Origin of the sequence: Klebsiella sp. 10-1, from assembly GCF_009758445.1 — a bacterium.
Taxonomy (GTDB): domain Bacteria; phylum Pseudomonadota; class Gammaproteobacteria; order Enterobacterales; family Enterobacteriaceae; genus Klebsiella; species Klebsiella scottii.
In genome coordinates this window covers 333,176-349,517 of record NZ_WQRE01000002.1, presented here as the reverse complement: position 1 = coordinate 349,517, position 16,342 = coordinate 333,176, and the positions used below count along the sequence as shown (strand labels likewise).

Annotated in this window: 15 protein-coding genes; 8 read left to right on the top strand and 7 right to left on the bottom strand. The window is 53.9% G+C overall.

The window, feature by feature from the left end; all coding sequences use genetic code 11:
- The first annotated feature begins 245 nt into the window (after positions 1-245).
- The 5 genes from GO007_RS09720 (at position 246) to GO007_RS09700 (ending at position 5,799) form a co-directional block, all read left to right on the top strand.
- A complete protein-coding gene (locus GO007_RS09720; RefSeq protein WP_095098989.1) occupies positions 246-854 on the top strand; it encodes a fimbrial protein in 609 nt (202 codons plus the stop codon).
- 94 nt (positions 855-948) lie between these two features.
- Positions 949-1,650, top strand: a complete 702-nt coding sequence (locus GO007_RS09715; RefSeq protein ID WP_095098987.1) for a fimbrial biogenesis chaperone — start codon at positions 949-951, stop codon at positions 1,648-1,650.
- A gap of 11 nt (positions 1,651-1,661) precedes the next feature.
- A complete protein-coding gene (locus tag GO007_RS09710; protein WP_095098984.1) occupies positions 1,662-4,148 on the top strand; it encodes a fimbria/pilus outer membrane usher protein in 2,487 nt (828 codons plus the stop codon).
- Entirely contained in the window at positions 4,139-5,134 is a 996-nt protein-coding gene (locus GO007_RS09705) for a fimbrial protein (protein ID WP_095098981.1), read from the top strand. The genes GO007_RS09710 and GO007_RS09705 overlap by 10 nt, the downstream gene beginning before the upstream one ends.
- A 62-nt stretch (positions 5,135-5,196) precedes the next feature.
- Positions 5,197-5,799, top strand: a complete 603-nt coding sequence (locus tag GO007_RS09700) for a fimbrial protein (protein ID WP_223261780.1) — start codon at positions 5,197-5,199, stop codon at positions 5,797-5,799.
- Between the two features lie 89 nt (positions 5,800-5,888).
- Here the strand turns inward: GO007_RS09700 and mrkJ are convergent, their stop codons facing one another.
- The 6 genes from mrkJ to GO007_RS09670 all read right to left on the bottom strand — a co-directional run bounded on the left by mrkJ (position 5,889) and on the right by GO007_RS09670 (position 11,273).
- Positions 5,889-6,605: a cyclic-di-GMP phosphodiesterase MrkJ gene (gene mrkJ, locus GO007_RS09695; protein ID WP_095098975.1), complete on the bottom strand. Its 717-nt coding sequence runs from the start codon at positions 6,603-6,605 to the stop codon at positions 5,889-5,891.
- A 160-nt stretch (positions 6,606-6,765) separates the two neighbouring features.
- Positions 6,766-7,350, bottom strand: a complete 585-nt coding sequence (locus GO007_RS09690; protein WP_189339847.1) for a helix-turn-helix domain-containing protein — start codon at positions 7,348-7,350, stop codon at positions 6,766-6,768.
- Between the two features lie 4 nt (positions 7,351-7,354).
- Positions 7,355-8,059 (bottom strand): flagellar brake protein, encoded by a 705-nt coding sequence (locus tag GO007_RS09685; RefSeq protein ID WP_095098970.1) that lies wholly within the window; start codon positions 8,057-8,059, stop codon positions 7,355-7,357.
- Positions 8,060-8,462: 403 nt separating this feature from the next.
- Positions 8,463-9,329 (bottom strand): aldo/keto reductase family oxidoreductase, encoded by an 867-nt coding sequence (locus GO007_RS09680; protein ID WP_095098967.1) that lies wholly within the window; start codon positions 9,327-9,329, stop codon positions 8,463-8,465.
- 117 nt (positions 9,330-9,446) lie between these two features.
- A complete protein-coding gene (locus tag GO007_RS09675) occupies positions 9,447-10,676 on the bottom strand; it encodes an amino acid permease (protein WP_095098964.1) in 1,230 nt (409 codons plus the stop codon).
- Positions 10,677-10,811: 135 nt separating this feature from the next.
- Positions 10,812-11,273, bottom strand: a complete 462-nt coding sequence (locus GO007_RS09670; RefSeq protein WP_095098961.1) for a multidrug/biocide efflux PACE transporter — start codon at positions 11,271-11,273, stop codon at positions 10,812-10,814.
- 140 nt (positions 11,274-11,413) lie between these two features.
- Between GO007_RS09670 and GO007_RS09665 the strand changes: the two genes are divergently transcribed.
- The 3 genes from GO007_RS09665 (at position 11,414) to GO007_RS09655 (ending at position 14,528) form a co-directional block, all read left to right on the top strand.
- Positions 11,414-12,283 (top strand): LysR family transcriptional regulator, encoded by an 870-nt coding sequence (locus GO007_RS09665; RefSeq protein ID WP_095098958.1) that lies wholly within the window; start codon positions 11,414-11,416, stop codon positions 12,281-12,283.
- Positions 12,284-12,399: 116 nt separating this feature from the next.
- On the top strand, positions 12,400-13,578 hold the full coding sequence (locus tag GO007_RS09660; protein WP_095098955.1) for an acetyl-CoA C-acetyltransferase: 1,179 nt from the start codon (positions 12,400-12,402) through the stop codon (positions 13,576-13,578).
- 254 nt (positions 13,579-13,832) lie between these two features.
- The gene (locus tag GO007_RS09655; protein WP_095098952.1) at positions 13,833-14,528 is read left to right on the top strand and encodes a porin; all 696 of its coding nucleotides are present in this window, start codon (positions 13,833-13,835) and stop codon (positions 14,526-14,528) included.
- Positions 14,529-14,721: 193 nt separating this feature from the next.
- Here GO007_RS09655 and GO007_RS09650 read toward each other — a convergent pair whose 3' ends face one another.
- Positions 14,722-15,897 carry an oligogalacturonate lyase family protein gene (locus tag GO007_RS09650; RefSeq protein WP_095098949.1) on the bottom strand — a complete coding sequence of 392 codons (1,176 nt, stop codon included), beginning with the start codon at positions 15,895-15,897 and terminating at the stop codon, positions 14,722-14,724.
- Between the last annotated feature and the right edge of the window lie 445 nt (positions 15,898-16,342).

Below are 16,342 nucleotides of genomic sequence, written 5' to 3'. Positions count from 1 at the left end.
CAGCGTGATGTAACAAGTTATAAGCAAATGTATATTTATCAGCGAAAAATAGCATTCTTTGACGCCGACAGCATTATCGAATTCATTATTTGAATTCGCGTCCTGACGCCTTAAATATTGCGGCTTCCGGTCAGTCGAAGTTTCTATTCACAGTTGCAGCGGTGGGCATCGCATAACGCTTCTTATCGTCTGCAGATTTACTGTTGGTTTATTGATACAAAACTCACTCTGACAAGGAAATGGCAATGAAAAAGGTTCTTCTCTCTGCAGCAATGGCAACGGCATTTTTCGGTATGGCAGCGGCAAATGCGGCTGATACCAGCGTTGGCGGTGGCCAGGTTAATTTCTTCGGTAAAGTTACCGACGTATCTTGTACTGTTTCCGTAAACGGTCAGGGCAGCGATGCTAACGTTTACCTGTCTCCGGTAACCTTAACTGAAGTGAAAGCGGCGGGTGCAGACACCTACCTGAAACCGAAATCTTTCACCATTGACGTCTCTGATTGCCAGGCTGCCGACGGCACCAAACAAGACGACGTATCTAAACTGGGCGTGAACTGGACCGGCGGTAACCTGCTGGCTGGCGCTGCCGGCAAACAGGTTGGCTACCTGGCTAACACCGAAGCTGCCGGTGCACAAAACATCCAGCTGGTTCTGTCTACAGACGATGCCACTACTCTGAACAACAAAATCATCCCGGGCGACAGCACTCAGCCTAAAGCAACTGGCGATGCTTCTGCCGTTCAGGATGGCGCGCGCTTCACCTACTTCGTTGGCTATGCTACCAGCACCCCGGCTACCGTAACTACCGGCGTGGTTAACAGCTACGCGACTTACGAAATTACCTACCAGTAATTATCGTCTGAAAATAAACCGCCTTGATTGAGGCGGTTATATGCATTGATAAAGCGGCAGCCGCTGCCGCTTATTTTTCCCGTCTGAGGTCAGCATGAAGCGTATTGCCCTTTATTTCTGTTTCATTTTTAGTTTTGCGGCCCACGCCAATAATATTATTGTTAACGGCACCCGCTTTATTTATCCCGGAAATGAAAAAGAAATAACGGTACAGCTTTCTAATACCGCAGATCGCCCGGCGCTGGCGCAGGCATGGCTGGATAACGGCAACGCCGACGCCACGCCGGATACGATTACCACGCCATTTATTATTACTCCGCCAATATCCCGCGTGGATGCTAAAAGCGGGCAGACCTTACGTATTAAGCTTGGCAGCAGCGCCGGGCTTGCCAAAGATAAAGAGACGCTGTGGTGGCTTAATCTGCTGGAAATACCGCCGGTAGAGGCTAATCAAAAAAATGAAGGACAGAACATCCTGCAGCTGGCAATTCGTTCGCGCTTTAAGTTTATCTACCGCCCGACCGGATTGGGCAACCGTGACGCTGCGCCGGAGAAATTAGCGCTTTCAGCCAGCGGTAGCAGCCTGTCGGTCAGCAACCCTACGCCATTTTATCTCACCGTGAGCCGTATTTCCCGTGACGGCGGCAAAGCCCTGAACAGCAAAACGGTGATGCTTGCTCCACAGTCCAGTCAGACCGTTGCCCTCTCTTCTGCCGTTAGCCGAGGCGAGACCCTGACGATTAATAATATCAATGACTATGGTGCAGATGTGGCAGTGAAAGTAGCCGTTAAATAAGGGACACTATCATGAAGCAGAGGACCATCTGCCCGGGAAGGTTAAGTTCGGCGATCGCCATGGCGCTGTTCTGCTTTCCGCCATTTTCCAGCGGACAGGAAAACCCGGGAACGGTATACCAGTTTAACGACGGTTTTATCGTTGGCAGTCGGGAAAAGGTCGATCTGTCACGCTTCTCCGCCAGCGCGATCTCTGAGGGGACCTATTCGCTCGACGTCTATACCAACAACGAGTGGAAAGGGCGCTATGAGCTGAAGGTTACCCGTGATAAAGACGGCAACATGGGGATCTGCTACACCAAAGAGATGCTCGAACGTTACGGCATTGCCGCGGAAAAGCTCAACCCACAGCTGGGGAAGCAGGAAGGCTACTGCGGGCGCCTGAAGGAGTGGCGTAGCGAAGAAAACGTTAAAGACAACCTGATCCAGTCCTCTCTGCGCCTGGAAATTTCCGTGCCGCAAATCTACGAAGATCAGCGCCTGAAAAACTATGTCAGCCCGGAATTCTGGGATAAAGGCATTGCGGCGCTGAACCTCGGCTGGATGGCGAATACCTGGACCAGCCACACCTCGGCAAATAATGGCTCTGATAACAGCAGCGCCTATCTGGGGCTTAACGCGGGTCTCTCCTGGGACGGCTGGCTGCTCAAGCATGTCGGCAACCTGAACTGGCAGCAGCAGCAGGGGAAAGCGCACTGGAACAGCAACCAGACCTATCTCCAGCGGCCGATCCCGCAGATCAACTCGATCGTCAGCGGCGGGCAGATTTTTACCAACGGTGAATTTTTCGACACCATTGGTCTGCGCGGGGTAAACCTGGCGACCGATGACAACATGTTCCCTGACGGAATGCGTTCCTACGCGCCGGAAATTCGCGGCGTGGCGCAGAGCAACGCCCTGGTGACGGTGCGTCAGGGAAACAACATTATCTATCAGACCTCGGTACCGCCGGGTCCGTTTACTCTGCAGGACGTATACCCTTCCGGCTACGGTAACGATCTTGAAGTCTCGGTCAAAGAGGCCGATGGCTCGGTGCAGGTGTTTAGCGTTCCCTATGCCTCGGTGGCGCAGCTGCTGCGTCCGGGGATGACCCGCTATGCGCTGTCGGCCGGTAAGGTCGATGACAGCGGGCTGCGGAATAAGCCGATGCTGTACCAGGCAACCTGGCAGCACGGCCTGAATAACGTCTTTACCGGCTATACCGGCGTTACGGGATTTGATGACTATCAGGCGTTCCTGCTGGGGACCGGGATGAATACCGGTATCGGCGCGCTGTCGTTAGATATCACCCACTCCCGGCTGAAAAGCGACACCCTCGACGAGAGCGGCCAGAGCTACCGCGCCACCTTTAACCGGATGTTTACCGATACCCAGACCAGCATCGTTCTGGCGGCCTATCGCTACTCCACCAAAGGCTACTACAACCTGAACGACGCGCTGTACGCCGTCGACCAGGAGAAGAACCGCAACAGCAGCTACACCCTGTGGCGGCAGAAAAACGGCATGACCTTCACCGTTAACCAGAACCTGCCGGACGGCTGGGGCGGTTTTTATCTGAGCGGCCGGATCTCCGATTACTGGAACCGTTCGGGCACCGAGAAGCAGTATCAGCTCAGCTATAACAATATGTTCGGCCGCCTCTCGTGGTCCGCCAGCGCGCAGCGCGTTTATACGCCGGACAGCTCCGGCCACAATCGCGACGATCGCATCTCGCTTAACTTCAGCTATCCGCTGTGGTTTGGCGAAAACCGGACCGCCAACCTGACGTCGAATACCTCGTTTAATAACTCCCGCTTTAGCAGCTCGCAGATCGGGATCAACGGTTCGCTGGATAGTGAGAACAACCTCAACTACGGCGTTTCAACGACCACCGCCACCGGCGGCCAGCATGATGTCGCGCTGAACGGAAGCTACCGCACGCCGTGGACCACGCTGAACGGCAGCTATAGCCAGGGCGAGGGGTATCGCCAGAGCGGCCTGGGCGCCAGCGGGACGCTGATCGCCCATCGCCACGGCGTGGTGTTCTCGCCGGAAAGCGGCAGCACGATGGCGCTTATCGAAGCGAAAGATGCCGCAGGCGCTATGCTGCCAGGCTCACCGGGCACCCGCGTCGACGGCAACGGCTACGCCATCCTGCCATATCTGCGCCCGTACCGGATTAACTCCATCGAGATCGATCCGAAGGGCAGCCAGGATGATATCGCCTTCGATCGTACCGTGGCCCAGGTCGTGCCCTGGGAAGGTAGCGTCGTGAAGGTCTCGTTTGGCACCACGGTACAGAACAACATTACGATTCAGGCGCGCCAGGCGAATAACCAGCCGCTGCCGTTCGCTGCCAGCATTTTCGATCCGAGCGGCAAAGAGATTGGCGTTGTCGGCCAGGGCAGCATGATGTTTATCAGTGACGCCAGCGTTCAGCACGCGACCGTTAAGTGGAGCGGCGGGCAGTGCACGGTGGAACTGGGCAAGGCAAAATCAAAGGAAAGGGTATGTCGCTGAGTAAACAACTGACGCTTTTTATTGGCTTAATGGCGCTGGGGACCACCTCCGCCTGGGCCGCCTGTACGCGCCTTTCGCAGCCTACGGTGAACCTGGATATGGTGGTCGGCAGGGTTGTGGTTCCCCCCGATCTGCCGGTGGGCTCGGTGATTGTCTCCCGGGACTGGACGATGAATGCACCGGGCGGGGCCAGCTACAGCTGTACCGCCGGTACCAACCGCTTTGCGGCGAAGATTGTCTCTACAGGCTCCACCGATCTGGGGAATAAGATCTACTCTACCAACGTGCCCGGTATCGGCATGCGCTTTAGCCGCGGCGGCGCGACGGTGAACATCACCTATCCCGACGTTTTCTCATCCACCATCAACCGGACCACCAACTACTCGCTGGAAGGCTCCCGCTTTACGCTGGAGATTATTAAAACGGCCGCGACTACCGGCAGCGGTACTCTGGCGGCGGGGAAATATACCTCCTACGACTGGGAGCGGGGCAACAACCCGATTCTGGAAACCTACCTGAGCGCGAATGCGATTACCGTGGTCTCGCCGTCCTGTACGGTACTCAGCGGTAAGAATATGAACGTTGATGTCGGGACCATTAAGCGCAGCGATCTGAACGGCGTCGGCACTTACGCCGGCGGCAAAAATTTTAATATTGAGCTTCAGTGCAGCGGCGGGCTAAGCGCATCCGGATATGCCAATATCGAGGCCTCTTTCTCCGGTACCCTGGCTACCGGCACTACCGTCACCCGCGGAGCGCTGCTGAACGAAAAAGCCGGCAGCTCTATTGCCAAAGGGATTGGGATTCAGGTGCTGAAAGACGGCGTGCCGGTTGAGTTCAACAAGAATTACAACGTCGGCACCTTGAGCAGTCAGGAAACTCGCTACATCACGTTGCCTTTCCTTGCGCGTTTTTATCAGTATGCGGCGGCCACGAGCACCGGCGAGGTTGAGTCTCATATGATCTTTAACCTGACGTACGATTAATTCGGGAGGCGGGTATGAAGGAAAATGGATATAAGAAAAACGGCAAACGACTTGTCGGCCTGATGGCGATGAGCGGCCTGCTTGTCGCTTCTTCCGCTTCGGGTTTTATGACCAACTATGATGACGGGCGGGTGGATTTTGTCGGCCGGGTCACCGATATCTCCTGCAGCGTGGCGCTTAACGGTGGCCATAATGCCGGCAGCGGCAGCGTCTGGCTGGCGCCGGTAAGCCTGGCGGAAGTGCACGATCGCGGGGCCGGGGCCTTTATGAAAGCGCAGCCTTTTACCCTCGAACTGTCGAATTGCCAGCTGCGTCACAATGGCGGTGCGGCGGATCAAAGCGAAGTCCGGTCGGTGAACGTTCGCTGGATCGACGGGTTTATGGTGAACACCGTCGACAATGAAAATGCGGGTTATCTGGCGAACACCCTGCCGGACGGCGCGCGTAACATTTATCTGGCGCTGTCGACCAATGACAATAATACGCTGGATAAGAGCAATAAAATTGTGCCGGCCGATCCGCTGCAAAATCGGGTACAGATTAAAGAAAAAGCGGTAGATGGTGGCGTATTTACCTATTATATCGGGTACGTTTCCCCGGCGCCGGAAAAAGCCACCTCCGGTCCGATGACCAGCTGGGCAACCTGGGAGCTGGTTTATAATTAAGAGCCTATGTCAGCAGGCTCAAAAACGCGCGTTGCGGCGGATCGTTTACATTATCCGAACGAAAAAAATGCCGGCGAGCCCGGCATTTTTTAAATCACTTTATCTTCTTCGACCAGCTCTTCAATGCTGACCTCTTTCCAGTAGTGGCCCTGGATCGCAAACCACGACATTCCCTGTAGCCACTTTTTATGCGCCTCGCTTTCGACCCCTTCAATAATAACGTTGTGGTTATTATGGGACAGGAAGGTAACCAGCGCATCCATTAGCGGTCGACCGGACTCTTTTTGCATTAAATGCCAGAAAAAGTCTTTGTCGATTTTTACATAATCGAAATGATATCCCCGAATGGCGTTAATGCCCGCATTGCCGGCGCCGAAATCATCCAGCCAGAGGGTGGTGGTTTGCGTGCTTTGCCAGGCGCTAAGTGCATTATTAAGCAGGTTATTAGAATTTTCCGTCACTTCAAAATGTACGCAGCCCAGGCGCTGGATATACTCTTCGATCTGCGGCTGGCGTAAAATGCTGAGGATATGGTCGTCCACGTTGATGGTGGCAGAAATATTATTCTTAATAAACCATGCTTTATGCTTCTCAATCAGCGCCAGCTGCTCCATGAAAATACTTTCACGGAGCGCTTTATTGGCGTGGCGGAAGAAATACTCAGGCGCCACGGGAATATGATCGAAGCGGCTCAGGCATTCCACGGCAACCAGTGTGTCCTGCGGTGAGAACATTTTCTGAAAAACATAACGAACAGAGATATCGCCACGTGATAAGTTATGGTCTGAAAATATATTAGCGTTCATTTTCTCGTGTCGGAAATTTAGCAAGCGTAGGCTGCAGGGTGAAAATATTATAAGTGACCTTTATGCCGATGTGAATTTTTATTAAAAGCAAGTGACCAATTGATGACAGTATTTTGATTGGTCACTTGCTTTTGTTTTCAGGCCGGGTCGAAAAAAACGTCTAACACTGATGCATGTGGACTATTTTTGTATTCATAACCCGGGAACTGCCCATGCCGAGTTTTTTCATGATGTGAATTCGATGGCTGTGTACCGTTTTATGGTCAATGTTGAGAACCGCGGCGATACGCTTGTTGTTATAGCTGGCCATAATCAGTTCCAGCACCTGAACCTCTCTCACCGAGAGCTTTTTTTGGGTTAACAGAAACCGGTAATCCACGGCGGAAGTCGGCATGTTTGTTATGTCTGAAAAATCGTTAAGTGATGATTTTTCAGTTAAAATTATCAAGTTTTCCAAAAAAATCAGCTCCCGACACAGTCCGGCGATATCGCTTCTGACGATCAGCACCAGCCGCACGCAGCGCGCCAGGCAGAAGCGCAGTTTGTTAAGTAAATGCACCGTGTCAGCAGCAGAAATATCCTTATGAATAACGTTGAAAATAATGATTTTAGCCTGGGGGACGGCGGCGCCCCGCATGATGTTCTGATAACTTAAGGCGGTAATGTTTTTATCGTTATCAATCATGTAACGATGTATTGATTGACCAATGAGGTTATCATCGGTGTATAGCAATATACTGTCCAAGGGCTTAAACTCTCTTTTTTCTCTTGGCTTCCAGAATCAAATCAAGCAAGATTTTCTCTATCTTTCTCTTATCATCGTGATGTCGAAACTTAAACTGACAGGAAACCTGATGATAGCTTTCCCCCTTTTCATCATCCTCATCGAGGGTCACCATCACGACATTTTTGACCACCAGGTCGACGGTGATTTCTCCATATTCGGCGACGGAAAGAATCGAATTTTTGAGGATTGAATTGTGGGTGAGAAACTTGAGGTTGGGATTTTTGGCCATCAGCGCACAGCCGCCATCTGAAATATCTTTAATTTCAAACGTGTAGTTCTCCCCATTTTTATGGCGGCCATGACAAAAAAAATCATGCTTATGCTGTAAGCGAAATCGCGGGTCCCGCCGTCTTTGAACCACCTGGATACATTCAGGTAGGGTAAATGAGACTTTATTGCTTTTAGCCGTACCACTCCCTGAATGTTTCTTCAGGGTTGAACAGAACTCTATCTTCCCTGAATCGCTATGCAGAACAAATTTGAATTTATGTCCCGGAGGGATTTTACTGTTGGTGACGATGTGGAATTCTGAAAAATCTACACGCGCCAGTTGTGTAATGAAGTTTTTGTTATTATAGAAAATTTCTATCTCAGACTGTTTTCTGAGTTCCTCCCTGAAAATAGCAATGATCTCATACTTACTGGTCTTTATTGTTCCCTCTGTCATGTGAAGTCCTTGTTAATTTTATATTGTGTGTGTGGATTTTTTTTTATAGCAATGACAACATTCTGATTGTGTTAATCAGATGTTTTAATGAGCATTTGATGTTATTAGCTATCTTTGCAGCTAAATTGATTTGTATAAACGTCGAATCAGCGGTTGTTTTTCCTGTAATCAAGAGTTCAAAAAATTAGGATAGATACAAACGACCGCGGCCTCCAATAAGGAGGCCGGTCGAAATAGTATAAAATGATGCTATGTATAGGGTTACTTGCGAAAGGACGGCTGGGGCAAATACCCATTTGTAGGATCTATAGTGCCAGCAGCGTTGAGTTAATTCCAGGCAAATATTAGCGACAGAATACCCCTGTCGCCATGGGCTTAGAAATGCCATGGGCAGGGGAGTGGCTCAGACTTTGAGGTTATCTAATATGCTGAGCGAATCGGCGGGCAGGGTTAAGGTGGCGGCGGCCAGGTTTTCTTCGAGATGCTGGAGCGATGAGGTGCCGGGGATCGGCAAAATATTGGCTGAACGCTGCAGCAGCCAGGCGAGGGCGACCTGCATTGGCGTCGCCTCAAGCGCGGCGGCGATATCGTTCAGCTCCTGTGCCTGAAGCGGAGTGAAACCCCCCAGCGGGAAGAAGGGAACGTAGGCAATATTCTGTGCGGCGAGCGCGTCAATAAGCCCATCGTCCAGGCGATTCGCGACGTTATATTGATTCTGAACGCAGGCAACTGGCGTCAGCTTTTGCGCGTCAGCGACCTGTTTGGCCGTGACGTTGCTGAGCCCAATATGGCGGATTAACCCTCGCTCTTTCAGCTCAAGCAGCGTCGTCAGCGGGCCTTCCAGCGACCCTTCCGCCGGGCCGTGGGTACCCAGCATACTGCGCAGGTTCACAACCTCCAGCACATCGAGATTGAGGTTTCGCAGATTATCCTCGACCGCCTGGGTCAATTCCGCCGGCGACATGGCCGGGAGCCAGTTACCTTTTTCATCGCGGCGGGCGCTGACTTTCGTCACGATACACAGATCATCAGGGTAGGGATGCAGCGCCTTGCGGATCAATTGGTTGGTGATATGCGGACCGTAAAAATCGGAGGTATCAATATGGTTGACCCCCGCGGCAACCGCCGCCTGCAGTACGCGAATCGCGTTGTCAGGATCTTCCGGCGGGCCGAATACGCCCGGGCCTGCCAGCTGCATTGCCCCGTATCCCAGACGATAAACCTGACGGTCGCCTAAAGTACCGGTTCCGGATAGCTGTACGTTGGACATGGAAACTCCCCCTGATAATGTGCAAGTCCTAAGTGTAAACCGGTCAGGAGGTTTCTAGCGGCGGGAATATTAGCAGAACGTGCGGCAACGGCAGTAGCCGTCGCCGCGGGGGGAGAATTAGCTGAAGAACATCACCGAAACGCACAGCAGGCCGACGACCAGGGTGATGAAATTACCCAGCGATCGGTACGGCTTGAGGGCGGGAATGATGTACGTCGATAGCGTCGGCATGATGAACAGGATCATGGCGATCAGCGGTCCGCTGATGGCATATATCATCGAGATGGCGTTGGGATTGATAAAGCACACCGCGAAGGTCAGCGCCGAGACCAGCAGGATCGACATCGCGCGGTTAAAGGCGCGGCTTTTGCGAATTCCCATCTGCCCCAGCGAGGTTTTCACGATTTCGCTGGCGCCCTCAATCACCCCGAAGTAGGTCCCGAGGAAGGATTTTGACATCGCCACGACCGCAACGATAATTCCGGTGACCGCCAGCCAGGCCGGTGAGCCGGGCATCATCGATAGCGCGGACAGGATGGTGACGCCTTCATTTCGCGCGCTTTCAATATAAGAGGCCGGTATCGCCAGCAGGCAGCTGACGACAAAAAACAGCACGCTGGCGCAGATGATGGTGTAGGCCACTTTCATGATTTTTTTGCATTTACCCATGGCCAGCTCGCCGTATTTCTCCTGCTGGTCGATAGCAAAAGTTGAAATAATCGGCGTATGGCTAAAAGCGAAAACCATCACGGGGATTGAGATCCAGACCTGGTGGAACGTATGCGAGTTCAGCTGCATCTGGCTGGTGAGGTGCTCGGGCTGCCAGTCGCCGATTAAGTAGATAGACAGGAACAGGAAGCAGGCAATCAGCGGGAACACCAGAAAACCCATCACCTTAATCGTGATGTGACGACCCATCAGGAAGATCAGGTTCAGCACCAGGACGACGGCGAGGCTGAGCAGCGCGCGGACGCCGGCGGTAATCGGCATATGTCGTGCCAGCTGTTCGGCAAGAGAGTTGGTGATCGCCACGGCGTAAATCAGGACCACCACGAAAAAGGCGAGGAAGTAGAGCCCGGTGATCAGATTCCCGACCTTCTTACCGTAATAGTGGTTGACCGCACCGGTGATGCCAACGCCGGGAGCAACCTTAGCGGAGAGGATAAATTGACTCAGCGCCTTGTGCGGCCAGTAGGTCAGCGGCCACGCGACCAGCGCGGTGATGAGCAGAACAACGGCGCCAGCGGACCCTAGCTGGATCGGCAAAAACAGAGTGCCGGCGCCTACGGCAGTGCCATATAAGGCAAAACTCCAGAGAGTTTCTTCTTTAGACCAAATTTTAGACATTGTATGAATTTATCAACCGTAAAACCAAAAAAAAGGAGTGTAATTTACCACATCTATGTTTTGGTCGTGGCGATAGTTTTATACGATGGGTAGCACGGCGGATCGCCGGGAGTTCCCGCGGCGATCCGCCGGCGCTTAGCTACGCGCGGGGATCCGCTGCCGGCGGCGCTTCAGCACCCGCACGCGCAGCGTGTCCCATGCCCAGTTGAACAGCATGGTGTAGGGCAGGAAGAACAGCATAAAGCCGATTTCCAGCATAAATGCCTGCATCAGCGACACGCCGAGGAGCAGCGCGACGGCGGTGACGCCGATGATGATAAACCCGCTCTCAAAGCCAATGGCGTGCAGGGCGCGAACCTTCAGGTTTCTTGTGACGCGGGAAACCGGCCAGATACGGTCAAAGGCCGCGTTATAGATCAGGTTCCAGACCATCGCCAGCGTCGCGAGCAGAACGCTCAGGCCGCCCATTTCGACCACCGAACGCTGCATCAGCCAGGCCGCGGTGGGGGCGAGGATCAGCGTGGCGAGGCCCTCAAAGCTGACCGCGTGAATAATACGTTCCATCAGCGACTTACGCTGCAGGTTGCTCTGTTGCATGGTTTTTACCTCCGGGTAAAGCCGTCGTTCGCAGCCGTTTAATCGCGATGCCGGCTGAACGGGTGATAAGAAATTACTCCGCATTTTATGGGAAAATATGATAAACAAAAGATAGTTCCCATCGATAAAGTAGATAGGTCATGCGCTATTCTCCCGAAGCTTTAACCGCTTTTGTCGAAGCCGCTGCCTGCGGATCGTTTTCTGCCGCCGCGCGCCGCTTGCGTAAAAGCCAGTCCACCGTCAGCACCGCCATCTCCAATCTTGAAGCCGATCTCGGCGTGACGCTGTTCGATCGTTCAGCCCGCCAGCCGGTGCTGACGCCGCAGGGCGAGCAGGTGCTGGGCTATGTGAAAGCGATTCTGGCGGCAAGCGACCGGCTGGACGAGCTGGCTATTTCTCTGTCCGGCGAAACGGAAGCCCGGCTCACCTTTGTGCTCTCCGATACGCTGCATCCCGATGTCCTTGAAGATCTGCTGGAGCAGTTCGACCGTCGTTTTCCGCACACCGAATTTGAGTGCCTGATCGGCGAGGATGAGGACGTCGTCGACCTGCTGCAAAAGGAGCGGGCGCAGGTGGGGCTGATTGAGGCCAGGGATAGCTATCCTCCGGAAATCGGCTGTACGCGCCTGCCGCTACAAACCGCGATGGCGATTTACGTGGCGCCTCGGCACCCGCTGGCGGCGCAGGGGAGGGTTGTCTGGGATGAGCTGCATAGCTGGCGCGAGCTGCGGCTGAGCACCTACCTGGAGAGCCGGGCCGATCCTGCCCAGGGACAGGTGTGGTCGGCACCCAACTATCTGCTGCTGCTCAGCATGACGGTACAGGGGCTGGGGTGGTGCATTTTGCCCTGCGCGCTGGTTGAGGAGTTTGCCGGCGTCGGAACGCTGGTGCCGCTCGACATTGCGGGCTGGCCGCGGGCGATATCCGTGGATTTATTATGGAATAAGCGGGCGCCTCCGGGAGTCGCGGGGAGCTGGCTACGCCAGCATTTACAGCGCCAGGAGCAGTAAAATCGCCGCAAATCTTTGTGATTCACCTCACTTTTTTTAAACATTTGCGAAATTTTTTGATAACAATTCTCTACTATGTTGTTGTTTCTTTGCACAGAGGCAGGCAGAGGTAGAGGATGAAAGATGTCGTGATCGTTGGCGCGCTGCGGACGCCTATTGGCTGCTTCCAGGGGACGCTATCACGCCACTCGGCGGTGGAGCTGGGGAGCCTGGTGGTTAAGGCTTTAGTCGAACGCGCCGGAATCGATCCCCACGCTATTGATGAAGTGATCCTCGGGCAGGTTCTAACCGCCGGCACCGGGCAGAACCCTGCGCGCCAGTCGGCGATCCGCGGCGGGCTGCCGAATACCGTTTCGGCAATCACGATTAACGACGTTTGTGGCTCCGGGCTGAAGGCGCTGCATCTCGCCACGCAGGCCATTCAGTGTGGCGAGGCGGATGTGGTGATTGCCGGTGGCCAGGAGAATATGAGCCGCGCGCCGCACGTGTTAACCGATAGCCGCACCGGGGCGCAGCTGGGAAACAGCCAGCTGATCGATAGCCTGGTTCACGACGGCCTGTGGGATGCGTTCAATGATTATCATATGGGCGTGACGGCGGAAAATCTGGCGCGGGAGTACGGCATCAGCCGCGAGCTGCAGGACGCCTGGGCGCTGAGTTCACAGCACAAGGCGCGGCGGGCGATCGACTCCGGGCGCTTTCGCGACGAGATTGTCCCGGTGATGACCGAGCAGAACGGCGCGCAGCGGCGGGTGGATACCGATGAGCAGCCGCGGGTTGACGCCAGCGCGGAAGGCCTGGCCTGTCTGCCGCCGACCTTCGACCGCCTGGGTTCGGTGACCGCAGGCAATGCCTCCACGATTAATGATGGCGCGGCGGCGGTGATGATGATGAGCGAGGCGAAAGCGCTGGAGCTTGGCCTGCCGATCCTCGCGCGGATCCGCGCGTTCGCAAGCGTAGGCGTCGATCCGGCGCTGATGGGTATTGCGCCGGTACATGCGACCCGCCGCTGTCTGGAAAGAGCGGGCTGGCGGCTGGACGAGGTTGACCTTATTGAAGCCAACGAGGCGTTTGCCGCGCAGGCTATTTCGGTGGGCAGGGTGCTGGAGTGGGACGAGCGGCGGGTCAACGTCAACGGCGGCGCCATTGCCCTCGGCCACCCTATCGGCGCCTCCGGCTGCCGCATTTTAGTTTCTCTGGTCCATGAAATGATCAAAAGGGACGCCCGTAAAGGGCTGGCCACGCTGTGCATCGGCGGCGGCCAGGGCGTCGCGCTGGCGGTGGAACGAGAGTAGCGGCCAAAAAAGAGTTTCCCCTTCTTAGCCTCCTGTTAGCAGGGGGCTTTTTTTCGCCACCGGGCACGATTTCCGCGATAGATCTCAGCAAAAAGGGCGAATAACGGCCCTATTTGTTGAGCTTTGTCACGTCTTTATGTGCCATGTTTTTTGAAACAAATAATTACGATCTCGATCACTAAAACATCATCCCTTAAAAAATAAAATGCAGTTTCATAAAATAGAAACATAATTTTACTTTTGAGGGGTACCCTATGTTTGCACGATCTCTGGCCCTTGCTGCTCTCTGCGCCGCGTCTTTTGCTGCTTCGGCCGTCACGGTGGATTTGCGTCATGAATTCATCGACGGCGGTAAAACCGATAAAACCAACGCCGACCGCGTCTCCGTGTCGCACCGGTTCGCCAACGGTTTTGGTTTCTCCGTTGAGGCAAAGTGGAAATCAGGAGGGGATAACACCGATCAGCCTTATTCAGACTTTGTTGGCAACGGGCATGAAGAAACCATCAGCTGGCAGTGGAAGGCGAACAAGAATTTCTCCGTAACGCCGGGCTTCAATATTGAAAGTAACGACAGCCGCTCGATCTATAAGCCGAATTTGCGCGTGCAGTATAGCTTCGATAACGGTTTCTACGTTGCCGCCCGCTACCGTTATGACTACACCCGCTATCCGGCAAACGCGGGCAAAGAGGATGATAAAGTTAACCGCGGCGATGCGTGGGCTGGCTTCGTGATGGGCGACTGGCGTACCGAGCTGAACTACGTTTATGCCCGCAGTAGCGAAGGCGTAAATCGTAACGACAATAAACCCTACTCCCAGGAATATAACGTTAAGCTGGCCTATAAGCTGGATAAAAACTGGGCGCCCTACGGCGAGGTGGGTAACGTTGGCGTCAATGACCGCAGCGACCGCCAGACCCGCTTCCGCGTAGGCGTGGCGTATACCTTCTGACATAAACAACAGCCTCATCGTTTACCCCGGCGCAGTTAGCCGGGGTTTTGTCGTTAATCAGCCGCCGTCCTCCGTTGATTATTACGCGCGAGGACGGCCTGAATGTGGCCGGCAGCAGGCCAAAAAAAAAGCCCTCCAAAAGGAGGGCAAGGCCAGTTACAGAAACACTCAATCAAACTCAGGTCACAACGCGCTATGCCTGCAGCATTTCGCGCTGCTCAGGGATCTTCGCGATATAGATAGCCGGTTTACCGTCTTTATCGGAGCTAAACAAAATCGCGCTGTCGTCCGGCGTAAAGGAGGGGTGCGGATGGGTCACCTGGCGGCTGTTGGCGATCGTCGCCCATGAAGTATCGTGGCGCGCAACGCGGAAATAAGCCCGTTTCGCCACGTCGAAAACGTACAGATAGGGGTCGTTATCGATGGTATAGCCGCTGGTATCTTTCACGTCCACCGGGGTGCCGGAACCGTCGCCCACCAGCAGAGTGCCGTCAAAATTACTCATCAGATGCGAACAGGCGGGCATCTGCATCAGCGCTTCGTTCACGCCGCTATCCGGGTTAAAGCTGTAAATGGTTCGTCCCTGCTGACCCTTCAGGTAGGAGACGTACACCAGCGCGGAGCCGTCCGGCACCCAGAACTCGTGGGTGCAGCTTTCGCCTTGCGCATGTTCTTTGACTTTACGTACGCCGGTGCCGTCTTCATTCACCATCCACATGCGCGCATCAACGAGATCGTGCGGGCCTTCGTGGCAGAAGGCGACGGTGTGGTCATCAAACGGCCGATAAATAGGATGACCCAGCCAGTTTTTCTCTTCATGGATGGTGCGGCTTTCGCCGCTTTGCAAATCGACGCGCAGCAGGCGGCAGTGCGGGCCTTTATGGAAGAAGTCGTGGAAAGTCTGCCAGTCGTTAAGCGGCGTCCAGTCGCTTTTGGCGATCTCAATGCCGACCAGCTTGCTGCAGTCGCTGTTGGCGACCCAGGTTCCGTAGCCAACCCACTCATCGGCGACGCGATAGACTTCGCGCTCCTGCAGCGTAGTGAGGTTAACTTCCAGCAGCGTGCGGTCATTTTTAACGTAATAGAGCGAAGTATCGTCCGGCGAGAGGAAGCCGCCGAAGGTATTGTCGCCAGCCCCTTCGGTGAGCTGGACGGCTTCGGCCGCGGCGATATCCAGCAGGTAGTAGTTCCAGTGTCCGTCGAATTCACCGGCGAACAGCAGGTGGCTACCGTCATTGAAAAAGCATTTCTGATAGAAATAGTTACGATGGCAGGTCACTTCCGGTGGGGTTAAGCGGGTGACCTCTGCCCCGGTATCGGGGTCGCGGCTGACTTCATAGTTGAGTTTTACCCGCATGCCTTTAGCCATGATGTACTCCTTTTTCCTTCCTGCGGTATCGCTTCCCAAAGGGACGTTTTACCAGATGAGATTGATTTAAAAGATGGGTATCAATTTATCAAAACATTGTTTCATTATTTGTGATGGCGAGCGCAGTTCGCAATAACTTCCTGCTCTGGATCGCACTTTTTTTGGCTGCTGAGAGCGGTATAGAGAGGGGGACTTTGTTTTTATGCTGACTTTTTACGATCTGATGCCGATTTTCTAAGTTTATATAATACATTGTATTTAAATGAATTTAATTCGTTTTTCCCTCATGTCGGGCCAACGCTTCGTGATCTGTTTTGCATTTTTAGCATTTGCTTACCTAAAAATTGAAACGATGTTTTAATAATAATTGAAAATGACTTTGCCCGGAGATAAGATGGTTACACTAGCAAAACGGAACTCTGTTTTATTTTTATGATGGGGCCAC